Here is a 7851-nt window from a genome sequence, read left to right on the forward strand (position 1 = left end):
AAGGGGGTATTTAAGAGCATTATCCGGAACGGCCTCGTGGTGACCGTCGCGGCCGCAAGCTCCACTGCCGGGAGGGCGATGATGCGCTTCGGGGTCTTTGACCACAACGACGCCTCCGGGCGGCCGACCACGCAGCAGCTAGCCGAGCGGCTCGCGCTGGTCGAGGAGTATGAGCGGCTGGGCTACTACGCCTACCACATGGCCGAGCACCACGGGACTCCGCTCGGCATCACCCCGTCGCCGCACCTGATGCTGGCCGCGGCGTCGCAGCGCACCTCGGTCATCCGGCTCGGCACGCTGATCTCGATCCTGCCGCTGTACCACCCGATGCGCGTGATCGAGGAGGCGTGCACGCTGGACCAGCTCACCGGCGGGCGGCTCGACCTCGGCGTCGGGCGCGGCATCTCGCCGATCGAGACCGGCTTCCACGGCGTGCCGGGAGAAGAGACGCAGGAGCGGTTCGACGAGGCGTTCGCGGTGCTGCGGATGGGCCTGTCCGGCGCGGCCTCCGTCGACTTCCACGGGAAGTACTACGACATCACGAACGCGCCGGTGGTAACCCAGCCGGTGCAGGACCCGGTGCCGCTGTGGTACGGGACGCGGACACTGGAAAAGGCACTCTGGTGCGCGCGGCTCGGCATGCCGATGATGGCGCTGGTGCCGTCGCCGGCCGTGCGGCCGCTGACCGACGCGTACCGGGCGGAATGGGCGTCGCTGGGCCGCGCGGAGGCCGACGTGCCGCCGCTCGGGATTACCAGGTCCGTCGTCGTCGCCCCCACGAACGAGGAGGCGATGAAGATCGCCAACCGGGCGTTCACCGGGTTCGTGGCGAACTTCGAGTCGCTGTGGAAGCGGTACGACCTGCCGCACCCGCCGGTCCTGCCGGCGGACACCTACGAGGGCATCCACGCGACCGGGCACTTCTACGCGGGCGACCCGGCGGGCGCCCGCGACTGGGTGGCGCACCACCGCGACGTCGGCGGCATCAACTACGTCGCGATCGAGCTCGCCTTCGGCGACATGACGTTCGACGAGACCCGCCAGTCGGCGGAGCTGTTCGCCACCGAGGTGATGCCCGCGTTCCGGCATTGAACGGCTACGTCCTATGCCGTAGCACGGCGGAGCATCAGCCGGGCCAGCCGCCTTACCCGAGCGACCGGAGCGATGGCAGCGGCGGGAACGGCAGGATCTTGATGATGCCGGCCCGCTATGCGCGCTCGTCGCGCCTCCAGGAGCTGGCGGTCTCGCTCGCCGGCTCGCAGCGCGTCGTCTTGGCATGCCTTGACGAGATATTCGCGGATGCTCATTCTTTTCACCGTCCGTGCTGGGCGCAGGTGGCGGCCAGCCGCTGGTAGAACCAGACGGTCTCGTATCCGTCCGTCCCTCTCGCGGTGAGCAGCTGCACGGCCAGGTCCACGTAGTCGGTGCCAGCGGTACGCAGGTCCGGCCAGCGTGAGCCGGCGAACTGGGCGCGGATCTGCCGGTAGTCGGCGGCGGTGACGTGGTGCGTACTCAGCGGATACGCGCAGGCGGCCAGGCCGCTATCGGGCGGGGTGCCTGGGTGGGTGCTGCCGAACGCGGGCGGGGTGCCGAAGGCCGCCAGGGCGGCGGCCAGGCCGGCCAGCACGGCAGCGGGACGGCGGATGCGGTGGATGCGGCGGATGGGGTTCATGACGGCCTCCCTTCATGGCCTTTCTTGGTGCTTAGCGGTAATCGAAGCGGTCCTCTGGGCTGGCGGTAATGGGTCGATCGGCGTATTTTCCTGATGAGGGTGTTGAGGATGCGCGCAGACCGCCACGAGGCGCTGGTGGACTTCCTGCTGGAGGCGGTCGCGGACGAGGGCACTACGCCGTTCCCCGCGAACGTCCTCGTCGGCATGCGCAGGGTGGTCCGGTGCGATGCGGTCAGCTATCTGGAGTGGGATCCGCAGGATCTGCTGGAGTTCTCGCTGGCCGCCGATGACCCGGCATCGATCTTGCCGGTCTGGGATGCATACCCGCAGGTCAGAAGCGATGATCCACTCGCCGGCGGGGCACCGCGCGCGAACTCGCTGCCCAATCGCGAATGGCTCGGGCGGCCTCTGGCGATCTCCGATTTCATCAGCGATCGCGAATTTCGCCGCCGGGGGCTCTACGCCGAGGTCTGCAAGCCGCTCGGGGTCAGGGCCGTGATGAAAGTGTTCCTGCCAACCGGCAGGGCAACCGGCGCGTCGCTTGTATTCGACACCACCAGGAGCAGGTTCACCGAGACCGATCGCCGCACCCTCGAGCGCCTTGTCCCGCACCTGGGACAGCTGCGGCGCAACGCTCTCGCGCGAAGGACCTATCCGGCGCTCATGGATTCCACCGCGGCGGCTCGGATGAGGCTACTGCGCCTCACGCCACGCGAACGGGTCGTCCTCGCCAGGGCTGCCGCGGGTGAGACGAACGCCGTGATCGCGCAAGCGCTCTTCGTCAGCCCCGGGACCGTCCGCAAGCACCTTGAACACGTCTACGACAAGCTCGAAGTCCGCACCCGCACACAAGCGGCCGCGATCTACACCCGAGAGCGAGTGTTCCTGGAGAGCCCGGGTCTGGACCCCTAGCAATGCCGGCGGCGTAGCCTAGCTCACCGCCTTGTGATCTTATATGCCTTGACAGTTATATACCTGACGGAGCATGATTCCTGGTATGGCGACGCTCACCACGCTGCAGGTGCTCGCTGAGCCGCGGCGGCAGGAGATCCTCGACCTGCTGCGGGACGGCGAGCTGCCCGTGGGCGACCTGGTGGCGCGGCTGCGGATGAGCCAGCCCGCCGTGTCCAAGCACCTGCGGGTGCTGAAGGACGCCGGGCTCGTCGAGGTCCGCGCCGACGCGCAGCGCCGCCTGTACCGGATCCGTCCCGAACCGCTGGCCGAGCTCGACGCGTGGCTCGCCGGCTATCGCGCGCTCTGGGCCGGCCACCTCGACCGGCTCGAGGAGCACCTGGACCACAGGAGGAACGCATGACCGACGGCACCCTCGACACGACCGGCGCCAAGCCGGCGGTGCGCCTTTCGCGGTACCTGCCCGATCCGCCGGCGGTGGTCTGGCGGGCGATCACCGAGCGGGAGCAGCTCAAGGCGTGGTTCCCGTGCGACGTGATCGTCGAAGGCGGCCGGTGGGCGGTCGGCGCGGCGATCACGTTCCCGTTCCCCGCCGACGTCATCGACATGACCCTCACCGGCACGGTGCTCGCCGTAGACGAGCCCCGGCTGTTGTCGTACACCTGGGGCGAGGACGAGGTGCTGCGGTTCGAGCTGTCCGTTGAGGGCGCTGGCACCCGGCTGGTCCTCACCGACGAGCTGCAGGCGAGCTGGGCGGCGCGGAACGCGGCGGGCTGGGAGGACTGCCTGGACCGGCTGGCCGGGACGGCGGCGGAGCCGGATGCGTGGCGGCGGCGGTTCGCGGCGTATTCTGCGGCGTTCGAGCCGGTCATCGGGCCGCAGGAGGGGCCGCCCGCGGAGTTCAAGGGCGAGGTGTAAGGGCGAGGTGTAGGGCCCCGCCCTGGCGCCTCGGGGCGGGACCGTCTTTAAGGGCTAGTTCTCGCGGTTAGCCGCAGCATGAGCAGCCCTCGCAGGTCGGGTCATCGCAGCACGAGCACATCACGGTCACCTCCTTCCGCGTTCGCGGCCTGTCCCGGCGCGCACCAGGTGCCTGGCACCGGATCCGGGCAGCCGGGGCCTGGCATGGCTGTGAGCATGCCGGTTAGCTCGGCCCGCAGCGCGCCCAGCCGGGCCATCTCCCTGTCGATCTCGCTGACGTGCTCGCGCAGCACCGCCTCGGCCGGGCCGCAGGGGCAGGTACCGGTGTCACGGACGGCGAGCAGGTCGCGGATCTCGGCGAGCCGCAGCCCGAGCCGCTGCGCGCCCCTGATGAACAGCAGCCGGTCCAGGTCGGCCGCGCCGTACCTGCGGTGGTCGCCGTCGGTCCTGCGTGGCTCCGGGAGCAGTCCGGCCCGTTCGTAGTACCGGATCGTGTCCGTGCGCACCCCGGCGCGCGCTGCCAGCTGCCCGACGGACAGCGCGCCGGCGGGCTGATCGATCGCCATAACACGACGGTAAGCCCTGGACCGCGGTCCAGGTTCAAGAGGAAGCGGGCACCTGTGACGCCTCCTCGCCGGCGAGGCGGGTGACGTCGTGCTGGCGTCGGCGCGGGGAGCGCAGCACGATCACCGCGACGGCGATGGCGGCGGCGCCGAGGACGGCGCCGACCGCCCAGGCGAGGTGGTAGCCGCTGGTGAGCGCCTGGGCCGTCTGGGACGCTGGGCCGGTTCCGGTGCGGCCGGCCGCCAGCGTCGTGAGCAGCGCGAGGCCGAGCGCTCCGCCGACCTGCTGCGCGGTGTTGAACAAGCCGGAGACCAGGCCCGCGTCGGCGTCGGTGGCGCCTGCCATGCCGAGGGTGGTCACGGCGGGCAGCGTGAGGCCGCCGCCGAGGCCGAAGACGACGAGGAGCGGCAGCAGGGAGGTCGCGTAATCGGCGTGAGCCGGGATCTGGGTGAGCAGCGCGAGCGCCGCTGTGATCATCACCAGCCCGCTGACCAGCACCCGGCTGGCGCCGAACCGGCCGATCAGCGGCGCCGACAGGCCGAGCGACACCGCCGCGATGACGGCGGCGACCGGAAACAGCCCCAGGCCGGCGGCGGCCGGGCGAAAGCCGAGCACCCGCTGCATGTAGAGCGTGACGATCACCTGGAATCCCATCGCGGCGCCGATGATGAACAACTGGGAGAGGTTGGCGCCGGACACGCTGCGGGAGGCGAACACGCGCAGCGGGAGCAGCGGCGTCCTGGCGGTGGCCTGCCTGAGGACAAAGCCGGCGAGCAGCGCGACCGCGACGACACCGGCCCACCAGGCCGCGGGCTGGACGATGGCGTAGACGGCGAGCATGACGCCGACGGTGACTGCGGCCGCGCCGAGCGCGTCCGCCCCGGCGCGCAGCCCCATGCCCTGGTCCGCGGCCAGCAGCCGCCAGCCGGCGATCCCGGCGAGCACGCCGATCGGCACGTTCACGAAGAAGATCCAGTGCCAGCTCGCCAGCTGCACGAGCAGGCCGCCAATGATCAGGCCGGCCGAGGCGCCGACCGCGCCGACGAAGGAGAACGCGCCGATCGCCCGTCGCTGCTCGTCGGGCTGGGTGAACAGCCGGACGATCATGCCCAGCGTGACCGACGACGCCATCGCGCCGCCGATGCCCTGCACGAACCTGGCGGCGATCAGCGTCCCTGGGCCAGCGGCCAGCCCGCAGGCCAGCGAGGCGAGGGTGAACACGGCCAGGCCAGCCAGGAACATGCGCTTGCGGCCGAGCAGGTCCCCCAGCCTGCCGCTGAGCAGCAGCAGGCCGCCGAACGCGATCAGGTAGGAGTCCATGACCCAGCTCAGGCTGGCCGGGGTGAACCCGAGGTCGGCCTGGATCACGGGCAGCGCGACGGTCACGATCGTGCCGTCGAGGATGATCATCAGGGTGGCCGCGCACAGGATGACGAGCGCGAACCAGCGAGAACGAAGCATAGAGCGACCGTAACAGATGATCTAAAGACAGACAATCTCTTAACGGACGGCCTTTGGGCTGTCCGCCGGGGCACGGCTTAGCCGGGCACTCGCGCCCTCCGCACTGGCCGATCGCACTCGACCGGCTCGGCGAGCAGTCCGGCCACCAGGCCGGTGAGCGCGCCAGTGAACGCCTGCCGCTCCTGCGGACGCAGCGCGTCGAGCACCTCGCCGTGCACCCGGTCGGCGACCTGGTGACCAGTGGCGACCAGGCCGGCGCCGGCCGGGGTGACCGCGACGATCCGGACCCGGCGGTCCGCGGGCGACGGCCTGCGGACCGCGTAGCCGGCCCGCTCGAGTTCGTCGAGGGTGTTGAGCATCGTGGTCTTGTCCAGGTCGGACAGCTTGGCCAGCTCGATCTGGGTGTACTCGCCGGACATGGCGTGGGCGAGCACGCAGTAGTCGCGCGGCGTGATGCCGATCTCGGCGAACGCCGCGGTCATCCGGGTAGCCAGGACGTGCGACGCGTGGTTCAGCAGGAAGCTCAGGTCGATAACCTGGCGCTCGCGCTGGCTGACGGGGGAAGCTGTGACGGCCATGCCGCCAGGATACGTCTATTGGTAGATAATCCCGTGACAGATTTCCTGGGCCGGGGCAGTCACCACGGGCCCGTTCGGGATGATGAAAAGCGGAGAAGCCGGCGGGAGTCGCCTGTCGATTCCGCGCGATCCGTCCGACGTACGGGTGAACAGGCCGAGAGCTTGAAGGGAGAGCCACCATGGCTCAGTACGCGATCCTGATCTACGCCCACGACTCCGCCCACCGCCCCGACGCGACACCCGAGGACACCGCGACCTCCGACGCGCACGCGGAGGAGCTGACCAGCAGCGGTGCGCTGGTGATGGCCTACGCGCTGACGCCGCGGGACATGGCGACCTCCATCCGCGCCGACGCGATCACCGACGGGCCGTTCATCGACTCCAAGGAGGTCATCGCCGGGTTCTACGTGATCGAGGCGCCGGACCTGGACGCGGCCATCGCCATCGCCAGGACCAACCCCGTCGTGCGGGACGGCGGCGGCGTCGAGATCCGCCCGGTGCACGGCGGCGGCTTCGTGCAGCGGGACTCGGGCCCTGGGCGGGCCGACGGGTGACCGAGGTCGAGGCGGCGCTCGCCGACGCGCACCGCCGCGAGTGGGCCAGGGTGCTCGCCGCGACGGCGCGCGTCGCGCGGGACCTGGACCTCGCCGAGGAATGCGTCCAGGACGCGTACGCCTCCGCCATGACGGCGTGGGACAGGTCCGGGGTCCCGGACAACCCGGGCGCCTGGCTCACCACCGCCGCGAAACGGCGTGCGATCGACGCGATCCGCCGGGACGCGGCGCTGCGGTCGCGGCTGCCGCTGCTCGTGGTGGACGACGAGGAGGAGGAGCCGGTTCATCCGGAGGAGCGTGACGCGGAACAGCTCAGCGAGGCCGTCCCTGACGAGCGGCTGCGGCTGATCTTTGTCTGCTGCCACCCGGCCCTTGCGCAGGAAGCCCAGGCGGCGCTGACCCTCCGGCTGGTCTGCGGACTGCCGGTCCCGGACATCGCACGGGCGTTCCTGGTGACCGAGCCGACGATGGCGGCACGGATCACCCGGGCGAAGAAGAAGATCGCCACCGCGCGGATCCCCTACCGCGTCCCCCGCCCCGCCGACCTTTCCGAGCGGCTCCGCGCCGTCCTCGCCGTCATCCACCTGCTGTTCACCACCGGCCACACCGCGCCGACCGGCGCTTTGCTGGTGCGCGGTGACCTGGTGGACCGGGCGATGCATCTGGCACGGATGCTGTGCGACCTGATGCCCGGCGACGCCGAGGCCCGCGGGCTGCTCGCGCTGCTGCTGGTCACCGACGCGCGGCGGGCCACCCGGGTCGACGCGGACGGCCGTCTGCTCCGGCTGAAGGACCAGGACAGGTCCCGGTGGGACCGCGCCGCGCTCGCCGAGGCCGACGCGATGATCGTCAGCTCGCTGCGGGCCGCCCCGCCGGGGCGGTACGTGCTGCAGGCGGCGATCGCATCGCTGTACGCCGAGGCGCCGGCGTACGACCAGACCGACTGGCCGCAGCTCGTCGCCCTGTACGACAGGCTGCTGCAGGTGTGGCCGTCCCCGGTCGTGGCGCTCAACCGCGCCGTGCCCCTGTCCATGGTCGCGGGCCCGGAGGCTGCGCTCGCGGAGGTCGAGCGGCTTGAAGGCGACGAGCGGCTGTCGGGATACCAGTACCTGCCCGCGATCAAGGCGGACCTGCTGAGCCGGCTGGGTCGTCCCGTGGAGGCCGCCGCGGCCTACCGTCAGGCGTTCGACCT

The 7851-nt window shown here is 71.0% G+C and carries 10 protein-coding genes; 6 read left to right on the forward strand and 4 right to left on the reverse strand.

Going from position 1 to position 7851, the window contains the following annotated elements:
• On the forward strand, positions 1-1092 hold a 1092-nt coding region (locus tag WA805_RS11240), incomplete at its 5' end, for an LLM class flavin-dependent oxidoreductase (protein ID WP_425242312.1).
• A gap of 220 nt (positions 1093-1312) precedes the next feature.
• Here the strand turns inward: WA805_RS11240 and WA805_RS11245 are convergent.
• Positions 1313-1672, reverse strand: coding sequence for a hypothetical protein (locus tag WA805_RS11245; protein ID WP_422289402.1), 360 nt, complete (start codon positions 1670-1672; stop codon positions 1313-1315).
• A 108-nt stretch (positions 1673-1780) separates the two neighbouring features.
• Here WA805_RS11245 and WA805_RS11250 point away from each other — a divergent pair, with 108 nt between their 5' ends.
• The 3 genes from WA805_RS11250 to WA805_RS11260 all read left to right on the forward strand — a co-directional run bounded on the left by WA805_RS11250 (position 1781) and on the right by WA805_RS11260 (position 3502).
• Positions 1781-2584: a response regulator transcription factor gene (locus tag WA805_RS11250; protein ID WP_424563133.1), complete on the forward strand. Its 804-nt coding sequence runs from the start codon at positions 1781-1783 to the stop codon at positions 2582-2584.
• 85 nt (positions 2585-2669) lie between these two features.
• Complete coding sequence (locus WA805_RS11255) at positions 2670-2987, forward strand: ArsR/SmtB family transcription factor (protein ID WP_422274347.1); 318 nt, start codon at positions 2670-2672, stop codon at positions 2985-2987.
• Entirely contained in the window at positions 2984-3502 is a 519-nt protein-coding gene (locus WA805_RS11260) for an SRPBCC domain-containing protein (protein ID WP_425242313.1), read from the forward strand. Before WA805_RS11255 ends, WA805_RS11260 begins: the two co-directional genes overlap by 4 nt.
• A 101-nt stretch (positions 3503-3603) precedes the next feature.
• Here WA805_RS11260 and WA805_RS11265 read toward each other — a convergent pair whose 3' ends face one another.
• From WA805_RS11265 to WA805_RS11275, 3 genes are all read right to left on the reverse strand, one after another.
• The gene (locus tag WA805_RS11265; protein WP_422325280.1) at positions 3604-4068 is read right to left on the reverse strand and encodes a heavy metal-responsive transcriptional regulator; all 465 of its coding nucleotides are present in this window, start codon (positions 4066-4068) and stop codon (positions 3604-3606) included.
• A 34-nt stretch (positions 4069-4102) separates the two neighbouring features.
• Entirely contained in the window at positions 4103-5527 is a 1425-nt protein-coding gene (locus tag WA805_RS11270; RefSeq protein ID WP_425242314.1) for an MFS transporter, read from the reverse strand.
• 77 nt (positions 5528-5604) lie between these two features.
• On the reverse strand, positions 5605-6105 hold the full coding sequence (locus WA805_RS11275) for a MarR family winged helix-turn-helix transcriptional regulator (protein ID WP_422323868.1): 501 nt from the start codon (positions 6103-6105) through the stop codon (positions 5605-5607).
• A 179-nt stretch (positions 6106-6284) separates the two neighbouring features.
• On the opposite strand from WA805_RS11275, the gene WA805_RS11280 reads away from it, so the two are divergent.
• Complete coding sequence (locus tag WA805_RS11280; RefSeq protein ID WP_422275167.1) at positions 6285-6659, forward strand: YciI family protein; 375 nt, start codon at positions 6285-6287, stop codon at positions 6657-6659.
• Positions 6656-7851, forward strand: a 1196-nt coding sequence (locus WA805_RS11285; RefSeq protein WP_425242315.1) for an RNA polymerase sigma factor, incomplete at its 3' end; no start/stop codon positions are given. The genes WA805_RS11280 and WA805_RS11285, both read left to right, overlap by 4 nt.

It is taken from the genome of Trebonia sp. (assembly GCF_049794275.1).
Lineage (GTDB): Bacteria > Actinomycetota > Actinomycetes > Streptosporangiales > Streptosporangiaceae > Trebonia.

Coding starts and splice junctions, on each gene's coding strand:
- WA805_RS11250 (WP_424563133.1), top strand. CDS start 1,781: ATGCGCGCAGACCGCCACGAGGCGCTGGTGGACTTCCTGCTGGAGGCG.
- WA805_RS11245 (WP_422289402.1), bottom strand. CDS start 1,672: ATGAACCCCATCCGCCGCATCCACCGCATCCGCCGTCCCGCTGCCGTG.
- WA805_RS11280 (WP_422275167.1), top strand. CDS start 6,285: ATGGCTCAGTACGCGATCCTGATCTACGCCCACGACTCCGCCCACCGC.
- WA805_RS11265 (WP_422325280.1), bottom strand. CDS start 4,068: ATGGCGATCGATCAGCCCGCCGGCGCGCTGTCCGTCGGGCAGCTGGCA.
- WA805_RS11260 (WP_425242313.1), top strand. CDS start 2,984: ATGACCGACGGCACCCTCGACACGACCGGCGCCAAGCCGGCGGTGCGC.
- WA805_RS11255 (WP_422274347.1), top strand. CDS start 2,670: ATGGCGACGCTCACCACGCTGCAGGTGCTCGCTGAGCCGCGGCGGCAG.
- WA805_RS11270 (WP_425242314.1), bottom strand. CDS start 5,527: ATGCTTCGTTCTCGCTGGTTCGCGCTCGTCATCCTGTGCGCGGCCACC.
- WA805_RS11275 (WP_422323868.1), bottom strand. CDS start 6,105: ATGGCCGTCACAGCTTCCCCCGTCAGCCAGCGCGAGCGCCAGGTTATC.